At 70.3% G+C, this 26,346-nt stretch carries 23 protein-coding genes, 3 tRNA genes and 1 pseudogene; 17 read left to right on the top strand and 10 right to left on the bottom strand.

The annotated features are described in order from the left end of the window. Positions 1–284 precede the first annotated feature (284 nt). The 3 genes from ACH4S9_RS04000 to ACH4S9_RS04010 all read left to right on the top strand — a co-directional run bounded on the left by ACH4S9_RS04000 (position 285) and on the right by ACH4S9_RS04010 (position 4,995). Positions 285–1,565, top strand: a complete 1,281-nt coding sequence (locus ACH4S9_RS04000; protein WP_311722672.1) for an FAD-dependent oxidoreductase — start codon at positions 285–287, stop codon at positions 1,563–1,565. A gap of 61 nt (positions 1,566–1,626) precedes the next feature. Next, a complete protein-coding gene (gene dnaG, locus ACH4S9_RS04005) occupies positions 1,627–3,603 on the top strand; it encodes a DNA primase (protein ID WP_398369644.1) in 1,977 nt (658 codons plus the stop codon). Positions 3,604–3,708: 105 nt separating this feature from the next. After that, positions 3,709–4,995 carry an RNA polymerase sigma factor gene (locus ACH4S9_RS04010; RefSeq protein ID WP_385345718.1) on the top strand — a complete coding sequence of 429 codons (1,287 nt, stop codon included), beginning with the start codon at positions 3,709–3,711 and terminating at the stop codon, positions 4,993–4,995. A gap of 3 nt (positions 4,996–4,998) precedes the next feature. Here ACH4S9_RS04010 and ACH4S9_RS04015 read toward each other — a convergent pair whose 3' ends face one another. Both ACH4S9_RS04015 and ACH4S9_RS04020 read right to left on the bottom strand, forming a co-directional pair. Continuing rightward, positions 4,999–6,477 (bottom strand): FGGY family carbohydrate kinase, encoded by a 1,479-nt coding sequence (locus ACH4S9_RS04015; protein WP_398369647.1) that lies wholly within the window; start codon positions 6,475–6,477, stop codon positions 4,999–5,001. A gap of 26 nt (positions 6,478–6,503) precedes the next feature. Continuing rightward, complete coding sequence (locus ACH4S9_RS04020; protein ID WP_311722676.1) at positions 6,504–6,773, bottom strand: YtxH domain-containing protein; 270 nt, start codon at positions 6,771–6,773, stop codon at positions 6,504–6,506. A 211-nt stretch (positions 6,774–6,984) separates the two neighbouring features. Here ACH4S9_RS04020 and ACH4S9_RS04025 point away from each other — a divergent pair. From ACH4S9_RS04025 to ACH4S9_RS04045, 5 genes are all read left to right on the top strand, one after another. After that, a tRNA-Asn gene (locus tag ACH4S9_RS04025) sits at positions 6,985–7,057 on the top strand. A 5-nt stretch (positions 7,058–7,062) separates the two neighbouring features. Then, a tRNA-Asn gene (locus ACH4S9_RS04030) sits at positions 7,063–7,135 on the top strand. 171 nt (positions 7,136–7,306) lie between these two features. Beyond that, a tRNA-Ile gene (locus ACH4S9_RS04035) sits at positions 7,307–7,380 on the top strand. A gap of 511 nt (positions 7,381–7,891) precedes the next feature. After that, positions 7,892–8,107, top strand: coding sequence for a type II toxin-antitoxin system VapB family antitoxin (locus ACH4S9_RS04040; RefSeq protein WP_311722677.1), 216 nt, complete (start codon positions 7,892–7,894; stop codon positions 8,105–8,107). Beyond that, positions 8,104–8,520 carry a PIN domain nuclease gene (locus ACH4S9_RS04045; protein ID WP_398369649.1) on the top strand — a complete coding sequence of 139 codons (417 nt, stop codon included), beginning with the start codon at positions 8,104–8,106 and terminating at the stop codon, positions 8,518–8,520. The genes ACH4S9_RS04040 and ACH4S9_RS04045 overlap by 4 nt, the downstream gene beginning before the upstream one ends. Before the next feature lie 656 nt (positions 8,521–9,176). Here the strand turns inward: ACH4S9_RS04045 and ACH4S9_RS04050 are convergent. Further along, a complete protein-coding gene (locus ACH4S9_RS04050) occupies positions 9,177–9,590 on the bottom strand; it encodes a PIN domain nuclease (RefSeq protein ID WP_398369651.1) in 414 nt (137 codons plus the stop codon). Next, positions 9,587–9,844 (bottom strand): type II toxin-antitoxin system VapB family antitoxin, encoded by a 258-nt coding sequence (locus ACH4S9_RS04055; protein WP_398369653.1) that lies wholly within the window; start codon positions 9,842–9,844, stop codon positions 9,587–9,589. The genes ACH4S9_RS04050 and ACH4S9_RS04055 overlap by 4 nt, the downstream gene beginning before the upstream one ends. A 451-nt stretch (positions 9,845–10,295) precedes the next feature. Between ACH4S9_RS04055 and ACH4S9_RS04060 the strand changes: the two genes are divergently transcribed. From ACH4S9_RS04060 to ACH4S9_RS04070, 3 genes are all read left to right on the top strand, one after another. Beyond that, positions 10,296–10,886 (top strand): TetR/AcrR family transcriptional regulator, encoded by a 591-nt coding sequence (locus tag ACH4S9_RS04060; protein WP_398369655.1) that lies wholly within the window; start codon positions 10,296–10,298, stop codon positions 10,884–10,886. A 272-nt stretch (positions 10,887–11,158) separates the two neighbouring features. Further along, positions 11,159–13,459 carry an MMPL family transporter gene (locus tag ACH4S9_RS04065; protein ID WP_398369657.1) on the top strand — a complete coding sequence of 767 codons (2,301 nt, stop codon included), beginning with the start codon at positions 11,159–11,161 and terminating at the stop codon, positions 13,457–13,459. Between the two features lie 130 nt (positions 13,460–13,589). Next, positions 13,590–14,363, top strand: coding sequence for a LuxR C-terminal-related transcriptional regulator (locus ACH4S9_RS04070; protein ID WP_398369659.1), 774 nt, complete (start codon positions 13,590–13,592; stop codon positions 14,361–14,363). A gap of 547 nt (positions 14,364–14,910) precedes the next feature. On the opposite strand, the gene ACH4S9_RS04075 is transcribed toward ACH4S9_RS04070, so the two are convergent. The 5 genes from ACH4S9_RS04075 to ACH4S9_RS04095 all read right to left on the bottom strand — a co-directional run bounded on the left by ACH4S9_RS04075 (position 14,911) and on the right by ACH4S9_RS04095 (position 20,343). Next, a complete protein-coding gene (locus tag ACH4S9_RS04075) occupies positions 14,911–15,303 on the bottom strand; it encodes a PIN domain nuclease (protein WP_398370503.1) in 393 nt (130 codons plus the stop codon). 185 nt (positions 15,304–15,488) lie between these two features. Then, the gene (locus tag ACH4S9_RS04080; protein WP_398369661.1) at positions 15,489–17,186 is read right to left on the bottom strand and encodes a DUF3105 domain-containing protein; all 1,698 of its coding nucleotides are present in this window, start codon (positions 17,184–17,186) and stop codon (positions 15,489–15,491) included. A 312-nt stretch (positions 17,187–17,498) separates the two neighbouring features. Continuing rightward, a complete protein-coding gene (locus tag ACH4S9_RS04085; protein ID WP_398369663.1) occupies positions 17,499–18,920 on the bottom strand; it encodes a sensor histidine kinase in 1,422 nt (473 codons plus the stop codon). Further along, on the bottom strand, positions 18,917–19,648 hold the full coding sequence (locus ACH4S9_RS04090) for a response regulator transcription factor (protein ID WP_311722933.1): 732 nt from the start codon (positions 19,646–19,648) through the stop codon (positions 18,917–18,919). The genes ACH4S9_RS04085 and ACH4S9_RS04090 overlap by 4 nt, the downstream gene beginning before the upstream one ends. A 272-nt stretch (positions 19,649–19,920) precedes the next feature. Further along, positions 19,921–20,343, bottom strand: a complete 423-nt coding sequence (locus ACH4S9_RS04095) for a peptidase (protein WP_398369665.1) — start codon at positions 20,341–20,343, stop codon at positions 19,921–19,923. Positions 20,344–20,649: 306 nt separating this feature from the next. Here ACH4S9_RS04095 and ACH4S9_RS04100 point away from each other — a divergent pair, with 306 nt between their 5' ends. From ACH4S9_RS04100 to ACH4S9_RS04120, 5 genes are all read left to right on the top strand, one after another. Further along, the gene (locus tag ACH4S9_RS04100) at positions 20,650–22,020 is read left to right on the top strand and encodes a potassium transporter TrkG (protein ID WP_311722683.1); all 1,371 of its coding nucleotides are present in this window, start codon (positions 20,650–20,652) and stop codon (positions 22,018–22,020) included. Beyond that, a complete protein-coding gene (locus ACH4S9_RS04105) occupies positions 22,013–22,732 on the top strand; it encodes a potassium channel family protein (protein WP_398369668.1) in 720 nt (239 codons plus the stop codon). Before ACH4S9_RS04100 ends, ACH4S9_RS04105 begins: the two co-directional genes overlap by 8 nt. A gap of 314 nt (positions 22,733–23,046) precedes the next feature. Next, complete coding sequence (locus ACH4S9_RS04110; protein WP_311722685.1) at positions 23,047–23,490, top strand: hypothetical protein; 444 nt, start codon at positions 23,047–23,049, stop codon at positions 23,488–23,490. A gap of 228 nt (positions 23,491–23,718) precedes the next feature. After that, complete coding sequence (locus ACH4S9_RS04115; protein WP_311722686.1) at positions 23,719–23,976, top strand: FitA-like ribbon-helix-helix domain-containing protein; 258 nt, start codon at positions 23,719–23,721, stop codon at positions 23,974–23,976. Continuing rightward, complete coding sequence (locus ACH4S9_RS04120; protein WP_398369671.1) at positions 23,969–24,382, top strand: type II toxin-antitoxin system VapC family toxin; 414 nt, start codon at positions 23,969–23,971, stop codon at positions 24,380–24,382. The genes ACH4S9_RS04115 and ACH4S9_RS04120 overlap by 8 nt, the downstream gene beginning before the upstream one ends. A gap of 406 nt (positions 24,383–24,788) precedes the next feature. On the opposite strand, the pseudogene ACH4S9_RS04125 reads toward ACH4S9_RS04120, so the two are convergent. Further along, positions 24,789–25,055, bottom strand: a pseudogene (locus tag ACH4S9_RS04125) (hypothetical protein); the annotation flags it as partial. Between the two features lie 196 nt (positions 25,056–25,251). Here ACH4S9_RS04125 and ACH4S9_RS04130 point away from each other — a divergent pair. Then, positions 25,252–26,298 carry a PucR family transcriptional regulator gene (locus ACH4S9_RS04130; protein WP_398370505.1) on the top strand — a complete coding sequence of 349 codons (1,047 nt, stop codon included), beginning with the start codon at positions 25,252–25,254 and terminating at the stop codon, positions 26,296–26,298. The last annotated feature ends 48 nt before the right edge of the window (positions 26,299–26,346 follow it).

Here is a 26,346-nt window from a genome sequence, read left to right on the forward strand (position 1 = left end):
CGGGCTGGCCCGCCCGCGCCCGGGCCCGTGGCCCCGGCCCGCGGCTCGGCTGCCCCGGCCCGCGGCGTGCCGCCCGCGGGCGGGGCCCGCGGCTCGGAGGGCGACGATCCGCGTCCGCGGACGCGCGGCGCGCTGGCCCGTACGGCGTACTGCCTCTTCCCGCCGCACGCGCGGTGCGGGAGGCTCGAACATCGGCTCACACGACCGGGGCTCACACGACCGGCCTTGACATGGCGTAGCCGCGCACGGCGCACGGGCACCGCGCGGCAGCGAGGAGGAGACAAGTGGTCGACGCACACCAGACGTTCGTCATCGTCGGAGGGGGTCTGGCCGGGGCGAAAGCCGCGGAAACCCTCCGGGCCGAGGGATTCACCGGCCGGGTGATCCTGATCTGTGACGAGCGCGACCACCCCTATGAGCGACCGCCCCTGTCCAAGGGCTTTCTCACCGGCAGCCAGGAGCGCCACACCGTCTTCGTCCATGAACCCGCCTGGTACGCCCAGGCCGATATCGAGCTCCACCTCGGCCAGACCGCCGTCCAGCTCGACCGCGCCGCCAAGGCCGTGGTCCTCGGCGACCGCACCCGCATCCACTACGACCGGCTGCTGCTGGCGACCGGCGCCGAGCCGCGTCGGCTCGACATCCCCGGCACCGACCTGGTCGGCGTGCACCATCTGCGCCGCCTCGCGCACGCCGAGCGGCTGCGGTCGGTCCTGGCCGCCCTCGGCCGGGACAACGGCCAGCTGGTCATCGCGGGGGCGGGCTGGATCGGCCTGGAGGTCGCGGCGGCCGCGCGCGGGTACGGCGCCGAGGTGACGGTCGTCGAGCCCGAGCCCACCCCGCTCCATCTGGTCCTCGGCCCCGAGCTCGGCAGCCTCTTCACCGATCTGCACGGCGAGCACGGCGTCCGCTTCCACTTCGGCGCCCGGCTGACCGAGATCACCGGGCAGGACGGCGTGGTGCTGGCCGCCCGCACCGACGACGGGGAGGAGCACCTCGCCCACGACGTGCTGGCCGCGATCGGCGCCGCCCCGCGCACCGCCCTCGCCGAGGCCTCGGGCCTGGAGGTGGCGGACCGCTCGGCGGGCGGCGGGATCGTGGTCGACGCCGCGCTGCGCACCAGCGACCCGGACATCTTCGCGGCGGGCGACGTGGCCGCGGCGCCCCTCGCGTTCCCGGGCGGCGCGCAGCCGCCCGGCGGCCGGCTGCGCGTCGAGCACTGGGCCAACGCGCTGAACGGCGGGCCCGCCGCGGCCCGCGCCATGCTCGGGCAGGACGTCGCGTACGACCGCGTGCCGTACTTCTTCTCCGACCAGTACGACGTCGGCCTGGAGTACTCCGGCTACGCGCCGCCCGGCTCGTACGACCAGGTGGTGTGCCGCGGCGATGTCGGCAAGCGGGAGTTCATCGCCTTCTGGCTGAGCGAGGGCCGCCTGCTGGCGGGGATGAACGTGAATGTGTGGGATGTCGTGGAGCCCATCCAGCGCCTCATCCGCAGCGGCGCCCGGCTCGACCCCGACGACCTGGCGAACCCCTCCGTCCCGCTGGCGTCCCTGCTGCCGTAGGCGTCGCGCGCGGGCCCGGCCGGGCTCCGGCGATGTCGGAGCCCGGCCGTAGAATTCACGCGTGGCAGGCAGGATCAACGATGACGACGTGAAGGCGGTGCGGGACGCGGTCCCGATCGACGCCGTCGTGTCCGAATACCTCCAGCTGCGCAACGCGGGGGGAGGCAATCTCAAGGGCCTGTGCCCCTTCCATGACGAGAAGTCCCCCTCCTTCCAGGTCAGCCCCAGCAAGGGGCTTTTCTACTGCTTCGGCTGCCAGGAGGGCGGCGACACGGTCGACTTCATCATGAAGATCGACCACCTCTCCTTCGCCGAGACCATCGAGCGGCTCGCCTCCCAGGCCGGCATCACCCTGCGCTACGAGCAGGGCAGCGCGACGCCCGGGCGGCAGCAGGGCGAGCGCACCCGCCTGGTCGAGGCCCACAAGGCGGCCGCCCAGTTCTATGTGGAGCAGCTGGACAGCCCCGAGGCGGAGATCGGCCGCAGATTCCTCGCCGAGCGCGGCTTCGACCAGGCCGCGGCCCAGCACTTCGGCGTCGGCTACAGCCCGGCGGGCTGGGACCACCTGGTCCGCTTCCTGCGCGGCCGCGGCTTCAGCGACAAGGAGCTGATCCTCTCCGGCCTCGCCCAGGAAAGCCGCCGGAACCCCATCGACCGCTTCCGCGGCCGCCTCATGTGGCCTATCCGCGACATCACCGGCGAGGTCGTCGGCTTCGGCGCGCGCAAGCTGCGCGACGACGACAACGGCCCGAAGTATCTGAACACCCCCGAGACCCCGCTCTACAAGAAGTCCCATGTGCTGTACGGCATCGACCTCGCCAAGAAGGAGATCGCCAAGACCAGCCGGGCCGTCGTCGTCGAGGGCTACACGGACGTCATGGCCTGCCACCTCGCCGGCGTGACCACCGCCATCGCCACCTGCGGCACGGCCTTCGGCGGCGACCACATCAAGATCCTCCGCCGGCTGCTCATGGACAATTCCAGCGCCGAGGTGGTCTTTACCTTCGACGGCGACGCGGCGGGCCAGAAGGCGGCGCTGCGGGCCTTCGAGGACGACCAGAAGTTCGCCGCCGAGACCTATATCGCGATCACGCCCGGCGGGATGGACCCGTGCGACCTGCGCCTCGCCGAGGGCGACGAGGCCGTCAAGTCGCTGGTCGACAGCCGTACGCAGCTGTTCGAGTTCGCGATCCGGCAGATCCTGGCCCGGCACAACCTGGACACGGCGGTCGGGCGGGCCGCCGCGCTGGACGAGGCGGCGCCCGTCGTCGCGGGGATCAAGAACAGCTCGATCCAGCACGAGTCCGCGGTGCACCTGGCCGGGCTGCTCGGCATCCTCGACACCCAGTTCGTGGTGCGCCGGGTCGGGCAGCTCGCCCAGTGGGCCCGCGAGCGCGGCCAGCGCGGCCCGCAGCAGGGCGGCGGGCGCCGCGGTGGGGCGCCGGGCGGCCCGGCCGGGCCCGGCGGCGGCTACGACGGCCCCGGCGGTCCCGGTGGGCGCGGCGGTGCCAGCGGCGCCGCCTCCGGTGGCGGCGCGCCGCAGCCCCCGCGCGGCCCCGCGCTGAACCTCCGCAGCCCCGCCCACCGCGTCGAGCGCGAACTGCTGAAGCTCGCCCTCCAGCGCCCCGAGCTGGTCTCCCCGGCCTTCGACGCCTACGGGACCGACGAGTTCACCGCCGCTCCGTACGTGGCCGTGCGCCGCACCATCGAGGCCGCGGGCGGGGCGGGCGCCGCCGACGGCGACTATCTGGCGCGCGTCCGCGACGCCGCCCCCGACGACACGGTCCGCGCGATGGTCACCGAGCTCGCCGTCGAGGCCCTCAACACCCGCCGCGACCCCGACGAGGTGTACGCGGGCGTCCAGTTGGTGGCCGTCCGGCTGGCCGCGGTGAACCAGCGGATCGGCGAGGTCCAGGGCGCCCTCCAGCGCCTCGGCGCCGGCGCCGACCCCGCCCACCTCGCCGCCGTGCAGAACGAGCTGTGGGTCCTCCAGCAGTACGGGCAGTCCCTGCGCGAGAAGGGCGCGGCGGCCCTGTAGGGGGCCCGTGGTCCTGCGCTGTAACCGCCCGGTCACGGCCCGCTGCGCAAAAAGTGCTCGCACGCCCCTCGTGGCGGGCGTGCGTCGTACTCCACACTGGTTGCGGTGCCTGAGTCCTCGGAGCGCGGCGGTGTTGGCCAGGAAGGGCCGGATTCCCCCGCAGATCCGCTCATGAAGTACGGGACGGACGGTGGCGTGGCCGCCGCAGCCGTACCCGATCGTTCTGCCGCCTCAGCAGCGATCACCCTGGAGGTCGCCCCCGTGCAGACCCAGACCCTCACCGACGCGGCGCACGCCCCCGAGGGCACAGCAGACGCGGCAGGCACAGCAGGCGCGGAAGGCAGACCGGGCGCCGAAGCCGCAGCGGAAGCCGTGGAGGAAGCGGCGGAAGCCGTGGAGACGGCAGACACCACCGTGGAAGCCGTGGAAGCCGTGGAAGTCGAAGTCGTGGAGCCGGTGGTCCGCGCCGAGACCTCCAGCGGCCCCTCCTCCGACCTCTTCCGCCAGTACCTCCGCGAGATCGGCCGTATCCCGCTGCTGTCCGCCGCCGAGGAAGTGGAGCTCGCGCGCCGGGTCGAGGCGGGGCTGTTCGCCGAGGAGAAGCTCGGCAACACGCCCGACCTCGACAGCCAGCTCGCCCTCGACCTCGACCGGCTGGTCGTCCTGGGCCGCATGGCCAAGCGCCGCCTCATCGAGGCCAACCTCCGCCTTGTCGTCTCCGTCGCCAAGCGCTATGTCGGCAGAGGCCTGACCATGCTCGACCTGGTGCAGGAGGGCAACCTCGGGCTGATCCGCGCCGTGGAGAAGTTCGACTACGCCCGCGGGTACAAGTTCTCCACGTACGCGACCTGGTGGATCCGCCAGGCCATGTCCCGCGCCCTCGCCGACCAGGCCCGCACCATCCGGGTCCCGGTGCATGTCGTCGAGCTGATCAACCGCGTGGTGCGGGTGCAGCGCCGGATGCTCCAGGAGCGCGGCTACGAGCCCACGTCCGAGGAGGTCGCCCACCACCTCGAACTCCCCCCGGAGCGGGTCAGCGAGGTGCTGCGGCTGGCCCAGGAGCCGGTGTCGCTGCACGCGCCCGTCGGGGAGGAGGACGATGTCGCGCTCGGCGACCTGATCGAGGACGGGGACGCCGCCTCGCCGGTCGAGTCCGCGGCGTTCCTGCTGCTGCGCGAGCACCTGGAGGCCGTGCTCTCCACGCTCGGGGAGCGGGAGCGGAAGGTGGTGCAGCTGCGGTACGGGCTGGCCGACGGGCGGCCGCGGACGCTGGAGGAGATCGGGCGGATCTTCGGCGTCACGCGGGAGCGGATCCGGCAGATCGAGTCGAAGACGCTCAACAAGCTCCGCGACCACGCGTTCGCGGACCAGCTCCGCGGCTACCTCGACTGACGCCTACCCCAGCTGCCCGGCGCCCGGGCCCGCCTCGAACGCGCCCGGGTGGGTCTGCTCGCGGACCGCGACGTACTGCTGCCGCACCGCCTGCCCCACCGCCAGCTCGTCGCCCGGCTCGAAGACCTGGCTCGCGGCGGCGGGCCACAGCGGCGGCTGGTGCGGCGAGAGGGTGCCGTGCGCGGCGCCCAGGGCCCAGGCGGCCTGCCGGGCGGCGCCCAGCGCGGCGTAGTCCGCGGGCTGTGGCACCACGACCTGGGCGCCCAGCAGCGCGGGGGCGACGGCGCGCACCGCCGGGAGATCGGCCGCGGGCCCCAGCAGAAACACCCGCCGCACCGCGACGCCGCGCCCGCGCAGCACGTCCAGCGCGTCCGCGAGCCCGCACAGCATGCCCTCGAAGGCGGCGCGGGCCAGGTGCTCGGGCTTCATGCTCTCGCGCCGCAGACCCGTCAGCGTCCCGGCGGTGTGCGGCAGATGCGGGGTGCGCTCGCCCTCCAGGTAGGGCAGCAGCACCAGCCCGTACGACCCGGGCGTGGACTTCAGCGCCAGCGCCGAGAGCCCCTCCAGGTCGGCGCTCAGCAGCTCCGCCGTACCGCGCAGGGTCCGTACGGCGTTGAGCGTATGGACGACCGGCAGATGCATGCCGGTGGCATCCGCGTACGAGATGATCGTGCCGGAGGGGTCGGCGAGCGCCTCATGGTGGACGGAGAAGACCGACCCCGAGGCGCCCAGCGAGATCACCGCGTCGCCGATCCCGACGCCGAGGCCGAAAGCGGCCGCCATCGTCTCGCCGGTCCCGGCGGAGATCAGCAGCCCCTCGGGGGTGTGGCCGGCGGCCTCGGCCGGGCCGATGACCTCGGGCAGCCGTACCTGATGGCCGAGCGCCAGCTCGATCAGGTCGGGGCGCCAGGAGCCGGTCGCCGCGGACCAGTAGCCCGTACCGGAGGCCGTACCCCGGTCGGTGGTGCGCCGCACGGGCCGCCCCAGCAGCTGCCACACCAGCCAGTCGTGGGGCTGCATCAGCTCGGCCACCCGCCGCGCCGCGTCCGGCTCGGTGCGGGCCAGCCAGCGCAGCTTGGCCACCGCCTGGGTCGCGGCCGGCACGGAGCCGACCGCGTGCGCCCACGCGGCGCGGCCGCCGAGCGCCTCGGTGAGGTCGGCGGCCGCGGACTGGGCGCGCTTGTCGTTGCCCACCAGCGCGGGTCTCACGAGCCCCCCGCCCGCGTCCAGGGCGAGCAGCCCGTGCCCCTGCGCCGATACGCCGATGGCCTGCACGCCCTCCAGCAGCTTGCCCTCGGCCGCCTCGCCGAGCGACAGCAGCCAGGACTGGGGGTCCACGTCGTACGGCGACGCGGCCGAGCCCCCCGGGGAGGGCGCGGGATGCGGGGCGTAGCCCTGCCTGAGTACGGCTCCCGTGTCCGTATCGCAGACGACGATTCGTGTGCTCTCGGACGAGCTGTCCAACCCGGCGACTATCCCCATGGACCAGATGATGCCACCGGCGGGGGCTAGGTGTTGCTCGTGCCCCAGTCGTCCTCGCCCTCGGCGGCCTTCTCCCGCTGCCCGATCCGCTCGCGCAGCGGCTTGACCCGCTCGAACGCCTTGGTCGCCGCCTGCCGCCCGCCCAGCGCGGCCGTCTCGGCGGTATTGCGGACCGCCGGGTTCTCCACGAACTGCCGCGCGCAGGTGCGCAGCTGCTCGTACCGCTCGCGGCCGGCCCGCGTGCCGAGCACGTATCCGACGGCCAGCCCCGTGATGAACGTCAGCCGGTAGCGCATCGACCTGCCCTTCTGGTTGTCCCTCGCATCGGACCCTGGGGTCGCGCTGCGCCTACCCGTCCCGACCGCAGATCACCCGCGGCCCGCCGTGGACACCCACGAGGTTACCGATTGGCGGAGCACCCCCCTGCTTGCGCTAATGTATGTGTCGCAGCGAGCGAGCGCCGTCCGGAAGCCCCGGACGGGGTCACGGTCGATGCACACGGAGCAATCCCCTGTAGCTCAATTGGCAGAGCAGCCGGCTGTTAACCGGCAGGTTACTGGTTCGAGTCCAGTCGGGGGAGCTCGGTCCCCTGTAGCTCAATTGGCAGAGCATTCGGCTGTTAACCGGAGGGTTACTGGTTCGAGTCCAGTCGGGGGAGCAGCGGGAGAGGACCCCATCGGGGTCCTTTTTCATTTCCGGCCCCAGAGTTGGCGCGCCCATCCGCGCGCGGGCATGGGAGTACCCATCTTCGGCCCCCCGAAGCAACAGATCGTATGAGCGGCTATGCTGCGGCAGACGGCGTGCGCGGATGCGCGCGACGCGCCGTTACGGGGCGGTAGCTCAGCCGGTTAGAGCAGCGGACTCATAATCCGTCGGCCGTGGGTTCGAGTCCCACCCGCCCCACTGAAGCGTGGCGGTGCAAGGGGGTCCTCACCTGCACCGACCGTGCTTCCGTCGCTCCGCGGAAGCCTGGAGCGACACTCTGGAGATCACCAGCTCGCCCCATGCTCGCGTGAGACGTCAGCGACCCCTTGGCTCAGGCCGGTCGGCGGCCGGTGAGTAACTGCAAACGACGAAGGGGTCCGGACGGCGGGTCCCTTCGTATGCCGTTGCAAGGTCCTCGTTATTGGATCGTTTCAGCGTCGGTGCGAGTGGCCCAGAGATCGTCGTGCAGGTCCTGGTCGTCTCGGTGGCAGAAATCGAGGAACGGGAAGAGCCCGCGCCCAGTCGGTGCTCAGGTGCAGGGCGCGGTCGATCAGCGCGTGGCCCCGGTGGCCCGTCCAGGTCCCCAGTCCGCTCTCGGCGTCCGGCGGCGTGTCCACATCACGTCGCATGCGCAGCGAATGGCGATATCTGGTGGCATGAAATTTGATATCTTCGGGAGGTGTGGGTGCGTCGGCCTGGAGGAGGACTCATGACGCGAACCGTGATCGATGTCGATGACGAGAAGCTTGCCGAGGCCGCGGAGATCTTTGGGACCACGACCAAGGTTGCGACGGTGAACGCCGCGCTGGAGGACGCGATCAAGAGGCGTAAGCGTGCATCGTTCCTGAACTGGATTGCCGAAGGTGGCCTGCCGGACCTGACGGGTCCCGTTGAGACTCCAGCTGATCCGCACCAGGCCGCATGACCGATTGCTACCTCATCGACAAGTCCGCACTTGCCCGTTACCCGAAGTCAGCTGTTCGTGCGGTGATCGAGCCGCTGCACAATGCGGGCCTGCTTGCCGTGTGTGGCGCCGTCGAACTCGAGGTGTTGCACAGTGCCCGGTCGAAGGCCGACGCGGAGCGCATTCGCGACGAGATGCGCGGGTTCGACTGGCTTCCGACCCCCGATGAGGCATGGGACCGTGCCCTGGATGTGCAGACCCAGCTCATCGCGGCCGGTAACTGGAAGGCTCTCTCGGTATCGGCCCTCGTGATCGCGGCGACCGCCGAACGTCACGGCGTGATCGTCCTGCACTACGACGGCGACTACGACATGATCGCAGCCGTGACGGGGCAGCCGACGCGATGGGTTGTGCCCTCTGGAACAGCAGACTGAGGCCCCTCTCGGCTCGCGCGGCGCGCTCTGCCTGCCGCCCTTCACTTCCGCCCTGGCGGCGGAGGCGGAGCCTGAGCACGAGGGAAAGCACTTCGCTGCTTGGTTCGGTTTCCTCCTGCTCACAGCAGTGGTCGGCCCTTCAGTGGCTCGGAGAGGGGGCCCGGCAGAGCCCAAGAGGGGCCCAGGGGCCGGAACGACCAGGAAGGATCAGGAAAGGCCAGGTCGTTACCGGCCGGAAATACGCCTCTGACCTGCAAAAACGGGAAGCATAAGGCAGGATCGGGAAGATCACGGACAATCCTCAAAGGACTCATAATCCGTCGGCCGTGGGTTCGAGTCCCACCCGCCCCATCCAGTGGGTCTCTGAGCTGCGGAAACGTCGCAGCGGGCGTGCGGATTCAGGACTTTGGGCCAACGGACTGAATCCGCTGCTCGTGAGTTCGACGCCGTGGCCATCAGGGTTGGTTGGCGCCGCTCTGGCCTCGGCGGCGGGGTCGGTGCACGACTGGTGGTCCACTGCCGCTGCCCGAGCTGGGCGCCGGGGAGGGGCCGGACGGACGAGACGTGTGCTCGGGGCCGCAGACTGGCGTCATGACGCTGGGCAACGCCGTCGTCCCGGTGAGAGGCTCGGACTTCCGCTGTGCTTTCGCGGAGTTCTACTGCCTGAGGTCGATCATGCGGACCGGCTGCCCTGTCGTGCGGGCGATGGTTTCGAAGTCGCGGTCGCAGTGGAGCAGTGTGAGCCCCGCCTCCTCGGCTGCGGCGGCCACGAGAAGACCGACGGGACCCGCGCTGCGGTGTTCCCCCTTTGCGGTCAGTTGTTCCTGGACGGTGCGGGAGCGGCGGTAGACGCCGTCCGGCATGGGGCACCAGGTGTAGTGGGCGTCGAGCGCCGCCTTCAAATGCGTACGGTCTGCGGCCGAACGGGCCGAGTAAAGGACCTCGAGTTCCGTGATGTCACAGATCGCGACGAGACCGGCGCCGATCCTGTCGTCCCACTCGGCTGTGTTCTGGCGGAGCAGGACGCGGGCGAGGGCGGAGGTGTCGATGAGGTAGTCGGCGACGGTCACTCGTCCGCTCCGCTGCCGCGGTCGTCGCTTGTCGCGCTCGTGGGGCGGTAGGCGCGCTTGTCCAGCAGCAGATCCATGTCCAGGGCGCCGTCGGCCACGAGTCCGCGGGCCTCTTCGAGAGCGCGCAGGCGTCGGTAGCGGGCTGTGATCTCCCGTAGGGCCGTGTTGATGGTGTCGCGCTTGGTGGTGGTCCCGAGTTCCCTGGCGGCTGCCTCCAGGGCCTCGTCGTCGAGATCGATGACGGTGCGACTCATGGTGAGCCCCCCTTCTTCGTGTATCAGTCGAAGTGCATCAAGATACAAGATCCTTTGTATCTTTCTGGTGGCGCGGATGCGGTCAGGAAGTGGCCCTCGCCCCCTCGCCCGCTTCTGTCGGCGAATCTCCGACTCGGGTCGCCAAGATCCTTCTGAAGCCTGGGCGTCCCCGCCGGTGAGATCCGCGATGTGCTCGCCACCGGCCGCTACGCCGACGCCGTACAGGCCGATCACGGCGCCGCGGTGGCCCTGGGCGCCCGTGGGGTGCCCTTCACCGTCCTCGCTGCGAACGTCGCGGCCGACCGGGAGGGTCCGCTCCCCGGGGGCGAAGCCGCTGCCAGCGATATGTGACCCACGCCACTTAGGAAACGGCACCGTTTTCTCCGCGGTCTCGCTAGCCTGGTGCCATCCAAAGAAAACGGCACCGTTTTGCACAGGGAAGGAGCAGGTCATGGCCGAGCAGCCCACCGCTCGAGGCAGCCGCTTCACCCCCCTGCGCGCGGCACAGCTCTACGACGCCGTGCTCGACCTCCTGCGGGAGGTCGGATACGAGGCCCTTTCGATGGAGGCCGTGGCCACCCGCGCACGGTTCAGCAAGGCCACCCTCTACCGCGACTGGGGAGGCAAGCCGCAACTGGTCGCCGCGGCCGTGGAGTTCCGCAGGCCGACACGCGTCGACCTGATCGACACCGGTTCGCTGCGCGGCGACCTGTACGTGATGGTGGAGCACGCCGACGACAATCAACTCGCGCGGGACGCCGCTCTGCAACTGAGCGTGGGCCACGCGATCTACGGCAACCCCGAACTCCGTCGCACCCTGAGAGAGGTGAGGCTCAACCCGGCCCTCGACGACATCGGCGCCATCCTCCGGCGTGGCGTCCACCGAGGCGAGGTCGCCGCGGACAACCCGGCGCTGGACCTCGTCCCGCCGATGCTGGTCAGCCTCATCGTCGCCCGCCCACTGCTGAGCGACACGGCGATGACCCAGGACGACCTCAGGCGGAGCATGGAAGCACTGGTCTTCCCCGCACTCGGTATCTGACCCGCCCGTATCCGGGTCCTCACGCACCGACCTCCCCCAACATCGGCGTGTACCGCGCGCCTTTCCCGCCCGGCCTTCCCGCGCCGTCGGCTTCCCGCGCCCTGTCCGGCCAATGACGGCCCCGCGATGAGGCGCCCTTCCCTCTTTCCGCGTCCCCGCACAACCGCACACACCCCCACCTGACGCGCACCGCTCACGTCGTCGGGCCACCCCCGCACGCCCTCATGTCCTGACGGGCATTCCCAACGACCTGACCCCGAGAGAGCTCCACCATGGCTATATTCCTGTACAGACTGGGTAATACCGCCTTCCGGCGACGCCCCGTCGTCCTCCTCGTCTGGCTCGCCCTGCTGGGCGCGGCCATCATCGCCGCCCTCAGCGCGCCGGCCATGAAGGCACTGCCCTTCGCCCTGCCCGGAGCGGAGTCCCAGAAAGCGTTCGACCTGCTGGACCAGCGGTTCCCCGGCTCCGCTTCGGACGGAGCGACCGCCCGGATCGTCTTCAAGGCCCCCGAGGGGCAGACGATGACCACCGCGGCCAACAAGGCCGAGGTGCAGAAGGTCACCGAGGAGATCGCGAGTGGCTCCGACCAGGTCGCCTCCGCCGTCGACCCCTACACCGCAGGGGCCATCAGCAAGGACGGCTCCACCGCGTACATCTCCGTCACCTACAAGGTGACCGCGGCCGAGGTCGACTCCGACTCCCACGATGCGCTCGACAAGACCGTCGAGCAGGCGCGTGAGTCCGGGCTGACCGTGGAAGCCGGCGGAAACGCCGTCAAGGTGGCGTCCCACGGCGCGGCCGCCGAGGTCATCGGCGTGATCGTCGCGGCGATCGTCCTGGTCATCACCTTCGGCTCCCTGGTTGCCGCCGGACTGTCGCTGCTGACCGCGCTCATCGGCGTCGGCATCGGCTTCCTCACCCTCACCGCGCTGAACTCGCCCCTCGAACTAGGCGACAACGCAGGGGTGTTGGCGCTGATGCTGGGTCTGGCGGTCGGTATCGACTACGCGTTGTTCATCGTCTCCCGCTACCGGTCCGAACTCGCCGAGGGACACCCGAAGCAGGAGGCCGCCGCCCGCGCCACGGGCACTGCGGGCTCCGCGGTGGTCTTCGCGGGCCTGACCGTGATCATCGCGCTGGCCGGACTCGCCGTGGTCAACATCCCGATGCTGACCAAGATGGGCCTGGCCGCCGCCGGATCCGTCACCATCGCGGTGATCATCGCCGTCACTCTCGTACCCGCCATGCTCGGCTTCGCCGGTGACCGTGTCCTGTCCAAGGCCGGAAAGAACAAGGTCGCAAAGAGCAGGGCCGGAAGGAACGAGGCCGGGGAGAACGAGGCCGGGGAGAACGAGGCTGGAAAGTACGAGAAGGAGTCCGCGGCGGCGGACAGCACCGCGAAGGTCCCGATGGGTCTGCGCTGGGCTCAGTTCGTGCTCCGGCGCCCGGTCGCCGTCCTGCTCGCAGGTGTCGTCGGCCTCGGTGTGATCGCCATCCCGTCGGCCTCCATGACCCTGGGCCTGCCCGACGACGGGGCCCAGCCCTCCGACACCACCCAGCGCCGCGCCTACGACCTGCTCTCCGAGGGCTTCGGCGTCGGCTTCAACGGTCCCCTCGTCGTCGTGGTCGACGCCGCCAGGAGCGACGACCCGAAGACGGTCGCCTCCGAGGTGGCCAGCAGGATCGGCAAGCTCGACGACGTGGCTGCTGTCGCCCCGGCCCGCTTCAACCAGACCGGGAACACGGCGATCGTCACCACCATCCCGTCGTCCAAGCCCGCCTCCGAGGCCACCGAGAAGCTGGTCGAGCGCATCCGCGACACCGGCACGGCCATCGAGAAGGACACCGGCGCCCGGCTCCTGGTCACCGGCCAGACCGCGGTCAACGTCGACTTCTCCCAGAAGGTCAACGACTCCCTCATTCCCTACCTGGCCCTGGTCGTCGGACTCGCCTTCCTGCTGCTGATGGCCGTCTTCCGGTCCGTCCTCGTCCCGCTCAAGGCCGCACTCGGCTTCCTGCTCTCCGTTCTCGCCGCCCTCGGCGCGGTCGTCGCCGTCTTCCAATGGGGCTGGCTCGCGAGCGCGATCGGCGTGGAGGAGACCGGGCCCATCATGAGCCTGATGCCGATCTTCATGGTCGGTATCGTCTTCGGCCTGGCCATGGACTACGAGGTCTTCCTGGTCACCCGCATGCGGGAGGCGTACGTCCACGGCGAGGGGCCGGCGCAGGCCGTCCTCACCGGCTTCCGCGACGGAGGACGCGTGGTCACCGCCGCCGCCGTCATCATGATCTCCGTCTTCTCCGGCTTCATCGGCGCCAGCGGGGCCATGATCAAGACGATCGGCTTCGGCCTCGCGGTCGCCGTCCTCTTCGACGCCTTCGTCGTCCGCATGGCCATCGTGCCCGCCGTCCTGGCCCTGCTCGGCAAGTCCGCCTGGTGGCTGCCCACCTGGCTCGACAAGATCCTGCCGAACGTGGACGTCGAGGGCGAGAAACTCGCCAAGTCCCCCGCTCCGGAACCGGGTTCAGGACCGGGCACTGACGACCACCCCCAGCCCGTCCGCGTCTGACCCGTACGTCGACGCCCTCGGGCACGCGCACAACCCCCGTGCCCGGGGCCCGACCGGACCGCCCTCGCGCACCCCGCACACCGCTCCCACCACCCTGTGGACGCCCACCCCCACACTGGAGCAGTCCGGCATGATCACCGTCCTCCTCGCCGACCCCCACGCTCTGCACCGCCTCGGCCTGCGCACACTCCTCGGCCCCCGGCCCGGCCTGACCATCGCCGGCGAAGCGACCACCGGCGCCGAGACAGCCCGTATGCACAAGCGCCTCCGTCCGGATGTCGTACTGCTGGGCAGCGGCCTGCCTCCCACGGACGTCACCACGACCGTCCGCCGCCTCAGACAGACCCGCACCCCCGACTCCGGACCGCCGCGGATTCTGGTCCTGAGCTCCGCACACCGCGACGAGCACGCCTACGACGTCCTGCGCGCCGGAGCCGACGGGTTCCTCCCCGCCACCACAACCCCCGACGAACTGATCGCGGCCCTGTTCACCGTGGCCGCCGGAGACGCCGTCGTCTCGCCCGGCCTGGCCCGCGCCCTCATCCGCGCCGTCCGTCATGGCCCCCGCCCCGAAGTCCCGATCGCGAAGGGTCGGTTGGAGGACCTCACCGAGCGCGAACGCGACGTCCTGGTGGCCGCGGCCTCCGGCCGGTCCAACGCCGAGATCGCCGCACAGCTCTCCATCGCCACGACCACCGTCAAGTCCCACGTCAGCAGGATCCTCACCAAGATCGGAGCCCGTGCCCGCGTCCAGGCCGTGGTCTTCGCCTACGAATCCGGACTCGTACGGCCTCCCCCAACCCCTGCCGGTCCCTCCCCCTCACCTGGTTCCTGGCCCCGGCCGCCACCGGCGCTGACCATGTCGGCGTCCGCTTCTGGGCCGACCAGACCTTCTGGGCCCTGATGCTGTGCGCCGCAGGCTTCGGCGGCTTCGGCGTCATCGGCCCCGCCCTCGGCCTCCTGCTCAGCTTCACGGCACCGGACCGCACCGGTCGAACCATCCAGTCGCTCGAATAGCCCGAAGCCCGTGCCCTCCAGCGACCATCGCCCTCCAGGAGGGTGCGGACCAGGCGGGCGAAGGGCCATCCACGCTGATCACAGAGGCTCCGTCGTCACTGCTTGGGGCGGAGCCTCTGTGTGTTGGAAAGGAAATCCGCTGCGGACGGGCTCGGAACCCATCTCTGAGCTGGCGTAATCGCCCGACTGTCCGGTGTTCCTAGCCGTCTGGGGGCGGTGTCGGGACGCAGTTGGGACGCAAGGATAGGAACAGACAGGCAAAGACTGAGGGGTGTAGACACGGTGCACCCGGCCTGAACAGCACAAACGTCGTGAACGGACACTGATCGGCAAGGACCGCCAAGATCCTCAAAGGACTCATAATCCGTCGGCCGTGGGTTCGAGTCCCACCCGCGGCTGCTGCTGGGTGCACATGACTCCATCCCTGAGACCGATCAGTCCTTGAGAGCGATCATCCGTACTGGCTGTCCCGTCGTACGGGCGATCGTCTCGAAGTCGCGGTCGTAGTGAAGCAGGGTCAGCTCCGCCTCTTCCGCGGCGGCTACCAGCGGGTCGACGGGGCCCGCACTACGGTGCTCGCCCTTGGCGGTGAGCAGCTCCTGGATGACGCGTGCGCGTCGGTAGATGCTCTCGGGCGTGGGGCACCAGGTGTAGTGGGCGTTCAGCGTGTGCTTCACGCGCTCCCGGTCCGCCGCCGCGCGTGCGGAATAAAGGACTTCCAGCTCGGTGATGTCGCACAGGGCGACGAGTCCCGCGCCGATTCTGTCGTCCCACTCGGCCGTGGTCCGGCCGACGAGGACGCGGGCGAGGGCGGAGGTGTCGATCAGGGGGTGGGTGTTACTTGTTCCGCGTTGCCTGCGCCTGGCAGCCCAGCCGTTCGCGGCGCATGTGCGACCCGAGGACGTGCGGTCACCGAAGCCGACACCGGTGGTCGGCGCCCCGCACGCCGGTCTTACCGCAGGTGGGCGAGGTGTGTCATCGAGTAAAGGTCTCGCAGGTGAGGTCACAGCGGCTACGAGGACACCCCGCCGGTGCAGGCAGCCCCTGGCTCGGGGGTCTGTGCGCCCTGGACGTACTTGTCGAGGAATTCGTCGACCCGCGCGTCGGACGCGTTCTGGACGTCGAGCTGGTGTCCCCAGGCCGTCAGCGTGATCGGTGACGACTGGTTCTTGTAGGGGCTCATCAGGGTGTACGGCGTCTTGGCCACCTTGGCCTCCAGCGCCGTGACGTCCGTGCGGGCGGCCTTGTCGTTGTACGTGACCCAGACGGCACCGTGTTCCAGGGAGTGCACGGCGTTCTCGTCGCGGATCTGGCTGCTGTAGACGTCGCCGTTGCAGTTCTGCCAGGCGGGGTCGTGGTCGCCGCCGGCGGGAGGCGTCATGGGGTAGCTGATCGGGTCGGTGACGTGGTTCTGGCTCAGGTTGGGCCACGTCTTCTCACCGGCGGCCCCAGCCCCCTGGGGCGTGGACGTGGGCGTGGACGTGGGCGTGGACGTGGACGTGCGCGTGGGCGTAGCTTTTTCCGCCTGCTGTTCAGACTTTGCGTCGTTGTCGGAGTCGTCTCTGAGGAGGAAGAAGGCTCCACCTCCCAGAAGAAGCGCCACCACCACCGCAAGGGCGATCCACATGGCCCCTTGCTTCTCCGCCCCGGGCGTGGGGGTCGGGGGGTGAGCCGGTGGGGCGTACGGCATGGGGCCGGGCGCGTGGGCGGCGTAGGCGTGCTGTCCGATGGCGGTCGGGTGGCCCTCCCAGGTGGCTTGGGGGGAGTGTGCCGGTGGAGCTGACGGCGTATGCGGTGGCGTCGTCATCGGCCTGGCAGCGGTGGTGTGGCCCTCACCCGTCGTCTGGCCTGGGCGGGGCGGTTCTGCCGGGGGCGGTGCGGTGGGGGCGGATGCGAGCAGGGTGCCGGCTTCGTCGCTGGTCATCCGGGCGGTGGTGTCGCGAGTGAGGAGGCCGGTGATGAGTGTGGAGAGCGGGGGGTGGCTGTTCAGCGGCGGCAGGTCGTCGTGGAGGATGGCGTGCAGGGTGGCGGCCGGGGTCTCGCGGGCGAATGGGTCGTGTCCCTCTGTGGCGTGGAACAAGGTGGCGCCGAGTGACCATAGATCCGTCGCGGGAGAGGGACCAGCGCCCTGGAACAGTTCCGGGGCCATATAGCCGGTCGAGCCGGCGACGCCGTCGCGGGTCAGGCGGGTGTCGTCCATGGCGTGAGCGATGCCGAAGTCGACGAGCTTGACGTGGTCGCCGGGCAGCACCATGACATTGCTGGGCTTGATGTCCCGGTGCACGAGTCCGATCGAGTGCGCCGCGTTCAAAGCGGCCAGCAACTGACCGGCTATAGGGACCACTCGCTCCTGGGGCAGAGTCCTGTACCACTCCAGGAGCTCCGCCAGCGAGGGTGCCTCCACCAGCTCCATGACGATGTAGACAGCGTCGTCCTCGGACGTCGCCGGCACGAGATCGTAGATCGCCACAACACCGGGATGGTTGAGCCGACCCGCCGTATGGGCCTCGCGCAAGGCCCGTTCGCCGAACGTCGACCGCTCCTCGGCCGACAGCCCTGGCGGAGTACGCAACTCCTTGACTGCCGCAACCCGTCCGATCAGCTCATCGGTCGCCCTCCAGACCACTCCCATCCCGCCCTGGCCCAGCCCGCCTGCCAGTCGGTACCGGCCGGCCACCAGCCGCCCGGCCCCCTGGGAATCCGTCTCCACAACCGTGCTCCTCATGCAATCGCCCACCGGCCGGCACCCCGCGCGCCGGCCTGGCAGCAGGTTATCCAGTGGTGCTATCACGTAAAGATCTCACGGGGGAGGTCACGAGCCGATGGCTGGGAAATTCGCCTGCGATCCGCAGGAGGCCGAGCTGTTTGTACGGGAGTTGACCCGCGTGCGCTCCGATATGCGGCTCTCGCTCGAGGCATGGGACCGTGCCCTGGACGTGCAGACCCAAGGTGCGAGCAGGCGTGCCCTCGGGTTCGCTCCCGGTTCACCGGTGGCACCGCCGGCGAGGCAGACGTTCGAACCCTACGCACCGTGATCAGCGTGCTGCCGCCGTCTTGTCTGCGCCGAACGCGACGTCCCGTTCCCTGTTCGCGACCGCCCGCCGACCGTAGGCCGCAGGCGGACTCGGGCGTCCAGGCCGCCGCCGGGAGCGTCGTGCAGGGTGATCTCGCCGCCGGAGGCGCGGACGAGGTGGCGGACGATGGGCAGGCCGAGGCCCGTGCCGTCGTGGTGGGTGTCGGAGGCGCGCCAGAAGCGGTCGAAGGCGCGCTCGCGGTCGGACGCGGACATTCCCGGACCCTGGTCGACGATGTGGAGTTCGGCGCCGGGGGTGCGGGCCAGAGCGATGGTGGTGCCGGGCGGTGAGACGCGCAGGGCGTTGGCCACCAGGTTGTCGATGATCTGCTCCAGGGCCCCTGGAATCGCCCATACCCGGCCCGCCGGTACGCCGGTGATGCTGACGGCGACGTGCTGTTCGGCGGCGAGCGGCTCCCACATCGCGGCGCGCTCGGTCAGGACCGCGTCCAGGTCCACCGGTTCGGCGGTGGTCGCCGCGTTCTCGAGCCGGGCCAGCGCGAGCAGGCCCTGGACCATGCGGCCGAGGCGCTCGACCTCGCCGACGGACTCCTCCAGGCTGCCGTGGGCGCGAGGGTCGAGGTAGGGCTCGAAGTTCTCCAGCCGCAGGCGCAGCGCGGTCAGCGGGGTCTTGAGCTGGTGGGAGGCTTCCGAGGCGAACGCGTGCTGGGCCTCGAGCAGGTGCTGCAAGCGGGTGGCCGTGTGGGTGAACGAGGCGGCCAGGCGGCGCAGTTCGGGCGGGCCGGTGCTCGTGTCCGGCGGGTTCGCGAGGTGCCCGTCGGCGAGCTGGGCGGTGGCGGCCTCCAGCGTGCGCAAGGGGCGGGTGATCCAGCGGGCCAGGGTGAAGGCGACCAGCGCCACCCCGGCCAGGATGCAGGCGCCGGCCAGCGCGAGGGCGCCCCAGATGCGGTGGACGCGGGCGGTGACCTCGGCCATCGGATAGGTCAGGCGCAGGGCGCCGCGGATCGTGGTGCCGGAGGCGCCGGGCATGGTGGCCGACAGGACGTCGTCCCCGGCGACCACGGTGGGCTCGTTGCGCAGGGCACGGGCGATGTCGGGCTCGCCGGAGAGATCCGTGCCCGTGCCGGCCTGCGTTCGGGAGTCGGCGAGGACGATGCCGGTGCGGTCGGTCACCACGACCCGTCCGCCGGTACGGGTGGCGTAGTCGCCGATCACGTCGGGCAGCGCGTCGAGGTTGCCCTTCTCGATGTTCTCCTCGGTGACCTCCGCGAGCATGGAGGCGTCGCGCTCCACGATCTGGGAGGCGCGGGAGACCTCGGCGCGGGCGTAGATGACGCCGAGCGGGATCTCCAGCCCGGCCAGCACCAGCAGGGCCAGACCGAGGTAGCTGAACAGCAGGCGGCGGGTCACCCCGAGGCCTCGGACGGCAGGTCCTGGTCGGGATCGGTGAGGCGGAAGCCGACCCCGCGCGCGGTGGTGATCCACCCGGGGTCTCCCAGCTTGCGGCGCAGCGCGGCGACATGGGCGTCGAGAGTCTTGGTGGGGCCGAAGAAGTGCGGGTCCCACACCGCGTCCATGATCTGCTGACGTGAGTGCACGGCGCCGGGGTCCTGAGCGAGATACGCGAGCAGATCGAACTCCCGTGGAGTCAGCGATATCTCACCACCGTCGAGGCGGACCTGACGGGTTCTACGGTCGATCTCCAGCGGCCCCAGCCGCTGTGCGCCGCCCCCCGGAGCGGCGGGCGGCCCGGCGGGTTCCGGCGAGTCGACGGGCAGGGCGCCGGTGGTGCGCCGGGTGACCGCACGGATGCGGGCGACCAGCTCCCGTACGCCGAACGGCTTGGCCAGGTAGTCGTCGGCGCCGAGTTCGAGCCCGACGATGCGATCGGCTTCCTCGCCACGCGCAGTGATCATGATGATCGGCACGCCGGACTTCGCCCGCAGGCTGCGGCACACGTCCAGCCCGTCCATGTCCGGCAGACCGAGGTCGAGCAGCACCAGGTCCGGGGAGGCCGTGGCGTCCGTCAGGCCGGCGGCGCCGGTACGGGCCCGGTCCACCGTGTAGCCGTAGCGTCCCAGCCCTTCGGTGAGCGGTCCGGCGATCCGGTCGTCGTCTTCGATCAGCAGCAGCCGCATGGCGACAGGCTCGCACAGCAGTGCCACGGGAGTTGGGGCGTTCACGAGAACCCGCCTGGGGCCTGAGGGGCATGGATTGAGGAGTCCGGCCGGGGGAGTCAGTCATCGCCGGATCGGTCGCCGTCCTCCTCCTCCTCCTCCTCCTCCTCGGCGCCGCGCCACCGCCGGGAGGAGACGTTGCGGAGGCCGTCGCCCCGGGCAACGAGGGTTGCTCGGTGGGCGACTTCGGCCGGAACCCGCGCGGTGCCGGCTTCCTCCGTCTCCCTCGGCCGTCAGCCGGCGTTCTCCGTTTCCTCTTCCTCGGTGCCCTCCTGCTTGGTGCCGGTGACGTTGTACGACTTGTCGAGGTAGATCTCGACCGTCGATCCGTCCTGCTTCCGCACCTCGACCGCGTACATGCCGGGCTTCTCCGCGTCCTCCTCGGACTTCAGGACCGTGCCCGGGTACTTGGCCAGCGCGGCGGCCTCGGCCTTCTGCTTGATCTCGCCGGTCAGCGGCGGCTCCTTCTTGTCGTCGGTGTCGCCTCCGGCCTCCCCGCCCGCTTCGGCACCGCCCGTGCTCGGGGCGGACTGCTGGGTGTCGGCGGCGTTGGAGCTGCTGGAGCTGTCGTCGGAACCGCCACCGCAGGCGACGAGGGTGAACATCAGGACGGCGGCGGGAGCGGCGAGAAGGACACGACGGGGCAGGGCACGCATCGGATGTCTCCAGATCAGTGGGGATGCGGAGGTCCGTGAACCGGCCCTCCGGGGGACAGCCATGACCCTAGGAACCCGCTCTCCAGAGCGAGCCCAGCAAATAGAGAGAGGCAGACCAGGAAACGACCAATGTTTCGCAGCACGGATACCGGCCAACTGTGGGAGCGCTGCGCCCGTGCTGCGGGTCGTCCGCGAACTTGTCCCCGCCCGGAGCCACTTGGGAAGTCCTCGCGTCAGGTGGCGGCGGGACGCCCGTCGAGGGTCACGTACGCTTTCCGCGGTGGTGCGAAGGGGAAGGGACCGCAGGTGACTCGACATGCGACGCCGGTGCGCCGCGCCCTTTTCGGCCATCCTGCCCGGAGCGTGGTCTTCGCCTTCGCGCTGGTGATTCTCGTCGGCACGGTGCTGCTGTCGCTGCCGGTGGCCGCCGAGGGGCGGGGCTCGGCCGGTTTGGTCACCTCGCTGTTCACCTCGACCTCCTCGGTCTGTGTGACAGGCCTTGCGGTGGTGGACACGGGCACGTATTGGAGTGGCTTCGGAGAGGGCGTCATCCTGGGCCTGATCCAGGTGGGCAGTTTCGGCATCATGGCGATGGCCTCGCTGCTGGCCCTGCTGGTGTCCGGCAAGCTGGGGCTGCGGATGCAGCTCACCGCTCAGGCGGAGACCAAGAGCCTGGGCATCGGGGATGTGCGCCGGGTACTGCTCGGCGTGGCCGGGACCACGCTGATCGTCGAACTGGCGGTCGGCGCGATCCTCGCCCTGCGCTTCCGCTTCGCCTACGGCATGCCCCATGGGGAAGCCGCCTACTTGGGTTTCTTCCACGCCGTCTCGGCCTTCAGCAACGCCGGTGTCGGGCTGCACGCCGACAGCCTGACGCGCTACGCGCAGGACCCGTGGGTGACCCTGCCCACAGCGGCTGCGGTCATCCTGGGCGGGCTCGGCTTCCCCGTACTGCTGGAGCTGCTGCGCCACCGCAGGCGGCAGCGGCTCACGGGACGACGCGGCTGGTCGCTGCACACCAAGCTGACGCTCGGCGCCACCGCGATCCTGCTGGCCACCGGCACCGTACTCATCTGCCTGCTCGAATGGGACAACGAAGGGACGCTGGGGGCATTCGGCACCCCACGCAAGGTGCTGAACGGGTTCTTCACTTCCACGATGACCCGGAGCGCGGGCTTCAACAGCATCGACACCGGTGCGCTTCAGCCGTCGACGCTGCTCCTGATGTGCATACTGATGTTCATCGGCGGGGGCAGCGCGGGGACGGCGGGCGGCATCAAGGTCACCACCTTCGCGGTACTGGGTGCCGCGATACTGGCGGAGGTACGGGGCGAGCCCACGTCGGCTGTCATGGGGCGGCGGCTGGCGCCGCACGTGCTGCGCCAGGCACTGACCGTCGCGCTGCTGAGTATCGGCCTGGTGATGGCCGCCACGCTGGCCCTGCTGACCGTGACGCAAGCACGCTTCGAGGCAGTGCTCTTCGAGGTCGTCTCGGCGTTCGGCACGGTGGGCCTGTCCACGGGCATCACCGCGGATCTGCCCGTCTCCGGCCAGTTGATCCTGACCGTGCTGATGTTCATCGGGCGACTCGGCCCGGTCACCCTGGTCTCGGCGCTGGCGCTGCGCGAGCGAACCCGCCGCTACCAGCTACCCGAGGAGCGACCTATCATTGGCTGATTTTCTGCGAACCCTGCGCAACCTCCGCCGCAAGCGGCCGGCGCGACAGTCGCCGCCGCGCGGCGACCAGCGGGTGGCGGTGATCGGACTCGGCCGGTTCGGCAGCTCCCTCGCCGCTGAGCTCATGCGGCGCGGCTGGGACGTTCTGGGCGTCGACGAGAACGCTCGGCTCGTCCAGAGGTACAGCGACTCGCTCACCCACGCCGTGGTGGCCGACTGCACCGACCCGGAAGCACTCGCGCAGCTCGGCGTCGAGGACTTCAGCAGCGCCGTCGTCGCCATCGGAACGGATATCGAAGCGAGCATGCTCGTCACCTCCAACTTGCTGGAAGCGGGCGTCACCAACATCTGGGCGAAGGCCATCAGCCGCCAGCACGGCCAGATTCTGGAACGGCTCGGCGCCCACCACGTCGTGCTGCCGGAGCACGAGATGGGTGAGCGCGTCGCGCATCTGGTGACCGGTCGGATGCTGGACTTCATTGAGTTCGATGACGACTACGCCCTGGTGAAGACGCTCGCGCCGAGTGTCGTGCGGGGTGTTCCACTTGGTGAGAGCAGGCTGCGCAGCCTGTACGGGGTCACGATCGTGGGCATCAAGCCCATGGGCGAGGATTTCACTTACGCGACGGCCGAGACCGTGGTCGAGAAGGGCGACGTCATCATCGTCACCGGAAAGACCGCCGCTGTGGAGGCTTTCGCCGAGCTCAGCTGAGCCGAGCTGAGCCCCGGGCAGGCCGACTGCCCGCCACCCTCGTCGTCCCGGGGACCGCAGTCGGCGCTGGGAGGCCGAGTGCTGGAGCGGCCACCACGACATGCCGCGCGTGCCGGTACCGGGCTGCCCAACGACCGTGTCCGCCGCCTGGTTTGATGTTCATTCGGACAACCGTCGATGCCACCCTGACGAGCATCCGGATTCAGCCGACGAGGGCACGGTCGAGGGCGCGGTGGAACAATCCCCGGACAGGGACCACGCCGCCGGGAAGGCACCCCCCACTGCTTGGGGCAGGACCGGAAGGAAGCGACAGCATGATCGAGTGGGCGCCCCTGAGCTACGGGCCCAGGCCTGTTCCTCAACCCGTCGCCACCCCGCTGGTGTGGGCCACGGCCGTTGGCGGGGCAATGGTGCTGGTCGCACTGCACTACGCCCTCGTGGGCACGGACCGTCCCGGGCTTGCGCTGACGGCGCTGTCCCTGCTGGCCGGCCTCTTGGGCTTGTGCGCGCGCTTCACCGCCGCTCCTGGCACGGCCGTGCTGTGCTGGCTGTTCCTCAACGGCTTCGCCATTCCGCCCGCGGGAACCCTCACCTGGGCCGGGCACCGTGACACGTTCTGGCTCGCCTGCCTGTGTGCCGCGGCTCTCGTCGGCACGGCGCTGGCCCGCATCATCCATGCCCGCGCCGCCTACCGCCGTATCACCCCAGCAGCCGCCGCTACGGAGGCGGAGCCGGACGATGGACCGCGTGATCTTTGACCCGTGCGGGGGACGCAGGAGTGACCACGCCGGCGGCAATGTGCCCTTCCCGGGGATGCGGCGCCTCCGGCGTGCGTCGACCACCGGTTCCTTGGCCGTCGCCGTCGCGGCTGCGATCGAGCCCAGCGGGTGCGGTTTCGTCGGCGGGTATGCCCGGACGCGTGGGGCGAGCTTTGCATGCGGTAGCTGCATTGCATGCAATGCATGCATTGCGGCTACGATGGGGGTATGACCGCATTGACCATCCGGGATGTCCCGGACGACATCCTCATCGCCGTGAAGGTGCATGCTGCTCAAGCCGGCAAGTCGCTCCAGGCGTACGCTCTCGACCTCCTCGCCCGCGACGCGGCTCACCCTGCCCCGGTGCTCCGGGCGGAAGAGACACGCGGGCAGCGTGCGGTACGGCGAGCCCGTGGCACCGCGAACAACCCCGAGACCCGGGGCATGTCCACCGACGAACTCATGGAGTTGCTGCGCGGTGAGTAACGTCCCGACTCTGGTCGACTCCTGCGTCCTGCTTGACATGCTGGGTGACGACCCGAAGTGGGCCGAATGGTCCGTCGAGAAGATCGCTGAGGCTATCGACGGCGGCGCGGTGATCAACCCACTTATCTATGCCGAGGTGTCCATCCAGTACACCCGCCGTGAGGACCTGGACACAGCCATCCCCGCCGAGGACTACGCACGCGAAGCCCTCCCCTGGGAAGCCGGATTCCTCGCGGGCAAGGCGTTCTTGAAGTACCGGCGAGCCGGAGGAGCCAGGACGACTCCGCTGCCCGACTTCTACATCGGTGCGCATGCGGCGGTGAAGGGGTATCGGCTCCTGACCCGGAACCGAAAGGACTTCCGCTCTTACTTCCCGAAACTGGAGATCATCGCCCCCGGCGAGTAGTGCAAGGCTGCTCAACATCGGCGGCACTGTCTGGACCGCCATTCAAGCGGCGGTGCTGGGCTGCCAGGCCGGTCGGAGGCTCCCAGCCGTCCAGGTCTGGAGACTCGCAACGGGCGATCACGAAGCGTGCTGTCCACTGGGTCCGACGTCTCGGCACCGCGACTGTACGCGTCCTTGTTCTCCGCGTCCTCCTCGGACTTACAGGAGAGTGCCGCGACCTGCTCGCGCAGATGCGCATTCCGTTGCTCCAGCTCCGCCAGCTTGCTCGCGATCTCCGGGAGGGTCGGATCTGAGGGATTTCCGTGAATTCTGGACATCGGTGTCCACCTTCGCAGGCGTGAATGTCTACAGATATCCACCGCTGAGGAAACAAGCGCTTTTTAGCGCTGGCAGAATCAGCAAAGAGCTACTCTCGTCGGGGTGTCAAGGGGGAGGTCCGGGGAGAATGTGAGCCACCAAGCCGTATCGCATCTGGGGCGCGTTCCCCGCCGGGAGACTTACTGGCGGGCATCGTCTGGCGGCTCATGAAGTCGATGTCCAAGGCGCCGTCGGCCACACGCTCATGCGCTTCGTCGAGAGCCCGCAGCCGTCGGTAGCGGGCTGTGACCTCGCGCAGGACGGTGTTGATCGTGTCGCGTTCGGTGGTGGTGCCGAGCTCCTTGGCGGCTGCTTGTCCCGAGCGTTCCGGTGCCGGAGTTTCCGTAGCCCGGCACCGGAGGTGTCCCCCGTGTCCCCCGCGACCATCGTGACGGCTGCGCCCGTCCTGCCGCATTGCTGTGATCCGGCAATATTGACGCGTTATTAATGCCGGGTGCCGGATGCCGTGCAGTCGTCCGGGCGCGTCAGGAGGACTCGTGGGGGAACGGGAGATGGTCGGCGACGCTCTGGAGGGGTACGTCCGGATTCTGGCCGATGTGTGTCCGACCGGCCGTCGGCTCACGCGGGACGAGCTGGAGTTTCTGCGGGCGCAGGGGGAGCGCGCCGCGGAGGAGGGGGAGGGGCTGCGGGTTCTGGTCCGGCGGCATCTGGCCGCGGCCCGCGAGGTGGGGGCCGGTCTTCCCGCCACGGGCACCGACCGTCTGCTGGTGGCCGTCGAGCAGGCGATCGACGCGTTCGCCGAGGGGCATGAGCGGGCGCAGCGGCTCGCGGTGCGGCGGGAGGAGGCCGCCCGGCGGGAGTTCATCGACGATCTGCTCTACGGCCGAAGCGATCTGGGCCGCCTGGCCGAGCGCGCCGTACGCTTCGGCCTGCTGCTCTCGCACGCGCACGCGGTCGCCGTGGCCCAGGGCGGCCCGGCGGTCGACGACACCCACCCGGCCACCCGGCAGGTGACGAGCGCGCTGGTCGCCCGGTTCGGCGAGCGGAGCATCCTGCTGGCCACCAAGGAAGGGCGGCTGATCTGCGTCGCGCCCGGTGACCAGGACGACGTTCTGACGTTCTTCGCCAAGCAGGCGTACGCGGCCACCGAGGGCGGCCGGGTGGCCATCGGGCGGGCCCATCCGGGCGCCGGCGGCGTCGTCCACTCGTATGAGGAAGCCCTCAACGCCCTGGATCTGGCCGACCGCCTGGAGCTGGACGACCCCGTGCTGCGCGCCGCCGATCTGCTGGTCTATCCGGTCCTGACCCGGGATCGGCAGGCCATGGCCGACCTGGTCCGCCACACCCTGGGGCCGCTGCGGGACGCACGGGGCGGCGCGCAGCCGCTGGTCGACACGCTGAACGCGTACTTCGACTCCGGATGCGTCGCGGCCGAGGCGGCACGCCGCCTCAACCTGAGCGTGCGCGCCCTGACGTATCGGCTGGAGCGCATCCGCACGCTCACCGGCACCGACCCGGCCGACCCCGTCCACCGTTACACCCTTCAGACCGCGGTGATCGGCGCCCGGTTCCTCGGCTGGCCGGACAACGAGGTGTGACGCGGCACCCCTGAGCCGGCGTTGTCGGTCCCGTGACGTTGACTGGGC

The sequence above is a fragment of the Streptomyces sp. NPDC021225 genome (assembly GCF_044332865.1).
Taxonomy (GTDB): Bacteria; Actinomycetota; Actinomycetes; order Streptomycetales; family Streptomycetaceae; genus Streptomyces.

Excerpts from the sequence above, each read along its gene's own strand:
- ACH4S9_RS04015 (WP_398369647.1), bottom strand. The coding sequence starts at position 6,477 with ATGGGGATAGTCGCCGGGTTGGACAGCTCGTCCGAGAGCACACGAATC.
- ACH4S9_RS04020 (WP_311722676.1), bottom strand. The coding sequence starts at position 6,773 with ATGCGCTACCGGCTGACGTTCATCACGGGGCTGGCCGTCGGATACGTG.
- ACH4S9_RS04040 (WP_311722677.1), top strand. The coding sequence starts at position 7,892 with ATGACGCGAACCGTGATCGATGTCGATGACGAGAAGCTTGCCGAGGCC.
- ACH4S9_RS04045 (WP_398369649.1), top strand. The coding sequence starts at position 8,104 with ATGACCGATTGCTACCTCATCGACAAGTCCGCACTTGCCCGTTACCCG.
- ACH4S9_RS04055 (WP_398369653.1), bottom strand. The coding sequence starts at position 9,844 with ATGAGTCGCACCGTCATCGATCTCGACGACGAGGCCCTGGAGGCAGCC.
- ACH4S9_RS04060 (WP_398369655.1), top strand. The coding sequence starts at position 10,296 with ATGGCCGAGCAGCCCACCGCTCGAGGCAGCCGCTTCACCCCCCTGCGC.
- ACH4S9_RS04065 (WP_398369657.1), top strand. The coding sequence starts at position 11,159 with ATGGCTATATTCCTGTACAGACTGGGTAATACCGCCTTCCGGCGACGC.
- ACH4S9_RS04070 (WP_398369659.1), top strand. The coding sequence starts at position 13,590 with ATGATCACCGTCCTCCTCGCCGACCCCCACGCTCTGCACCGCCTCGGC.
- ACH4S9_RS04090 (WP_311722933.1), bottom strand. The coding sequence starts at position 19,648 with ATGCGGCTGCTGCTGATCGAAGACGACGACCGGATCGCCGGACCGCTC.
- ACH4S9_RS04095 (WP_398369665.1), bottom strand. The coding sequence starts at position 20,343 with ATGCGTGCCCTGCCCCGTCGTGTCCTTCTCGCCGCTCCCGCCGCCGTC.
- ACH4S9_RS04110 (WP_311722685.1), top strand. The coding sequence starts at position 23,047 with ATGATCGAGTGGGCGCCCCTGAGCTACGGGCCCAGGCCTGTTCCTCAA.
- ACH4S9_RS04115 (WP_311722686.1), top strand. The coding sequence starts at position 23,719 with ATGACCGCATTGACCATCCGGGATGTCCCGGACGACATCCTCATCGCC.
- ACH4S9_RS04130 (WP_398370505.1), top strand. The coding sequence starts at position 25,252 with ATGGTCGGCGACGCTCTGGAGGGGTACGTCCGGATTCTGGCCGATGTG.